This window comes from Ideonella sp. P3_A4, assembly GCF_056403075.1.
Genome location: NZ_JBFUGE010001025.1, coordinates 1 through 1,450 on the forward strand (window position 1 = coordinate 1; position 1,450 = coordinate 1,450).

The following is a 1,450-nucleotide window of genomic DNA, read 5'->3' on the forward strand; positions in this document are numbered from 1 at the left end:
CTGCTGTACATCGAATCGGTGCAGTCGCCGCGCAAGTTCATGTCGGCCGCGCGGGCGGCGGCGCGCAACAAGCCGGTCATCGTGGTCAAGGCCGGGCGGGCCGGCAACGGGGTCAAGGCGGCCACCTCGCACACCGGCGCGATGACCGGGGCTGACGTGGTGTTCGACGCTGCCTTGCGCCGCGCCGGCATGCTGCGCGTGGACACACTGCAAGACCTGTTCACCGCCGCCGAGACGCTGGCACGCTTTCGCGGCAACCGCAGCCCCGTGCTCAGCATCATGACCAACGGCGGCGGCGCCGGGGTCATGGCGGCCGACGCCGCCGCGATGCACAACGTGTCGCTGGCCGAGTTGAAGCCGGCGCTGGTGAAGCAGCTGGACGCAGTACTGCCGCCCAACTGGTCACGCGCCAACCCGCTCGACATCATCGGCGACGCACCGGTCGAGCGCTATGTCGCCACCTTGACCGCGTTGCTGGCCGATGAGTCCGCCGGGGCGGTTCTCTTTCTGCACTCACCCACCGCCATCGTGCCCAGCAGCGACATCGCGCGGGCCTGCGCGCCGCTGGTGCAGGCCGTGCCGGGGCGGGTGATGAGCTGCTGGCTTGGCAGCGCGGCCGTGGCCGAGGCCCGCACCTGCTTCGAAAATGCCGGTGCGGCCGACTACCCGACGCCGGAAGAGGCAGTACGCGCCTTCGCGATGCTGCAGACCTACCGCTGCAACCAGGACGCGCTGATGGAAGCGCCATCGTCCAGCGAGAACCCGGTGCCCGACCATGCCAGTGCACAAGCCTGCGTCGACGCTGCCTTGGCGCAAGGGCGTGAATGGTTGACCGAAGGCGAAGCCAAGGACGTGCTGGCCGCATACGGCGTGCCGGTGGTGCACACGGTCGCCGTGGMACCGAACGCGGCCGACGCGGTGCGGTGTGCCGCCGAGGTGGGCTTCCCAGTGGCGCTGAAGATCATCTCGCCGGACATCACCCACAAGTCGGACGTCGGCGGCGTGCGGCTCGACCTGGCCGACGAGGCCGCCGTGGAGCGCGCGGCCACCGGCATGCTCGAAGCCGTGCGCCAGGCGCAGCCGAAAGCCAACATCACCGGCTTCAGCGTGCAGGCGATGGCACACCGCCCGCATGCGCAGGAGCTGATCGTCGGCGCCAGCATCGACCCGCTGTTCGGCCCGGTGATCCTGTTCGGCCAAGGCGGCACGGCGGTCGAGGTGACGGCCGACCGCGCCGTGGCGCTGCCGCCGCTGAACCGCAGCCTGGCACGCGACCTGGTGAAGCGCACACGCGTGGCGCGGCTGCTGGCTGGCTTTCGCGACCACCCGCCCGTCCACGCGCAGGCGCTGCACGACGTGCTGATCGCGGTGTCGCAGATGCTGGCCGACCTGCCGCACCTGGCGGAGCTGGACATCAACCCGCTGTGGGCCGACGAGAAGGGCGTGCTGG

Annotated in this window: 1 protein-coding gene; it reads left to right on the forward strand. The window is 70.7% G+C overall.

Annotated elements, in window-relative coordinates:
• Window positions 1–1,450: acetate--CoA ligase family protein (locus AC1DYI_RS35485; RefSeq protein ID WP_477208789.1), on the forward strand; the 1,450-nt coding region annotated here is incomplete at both ends.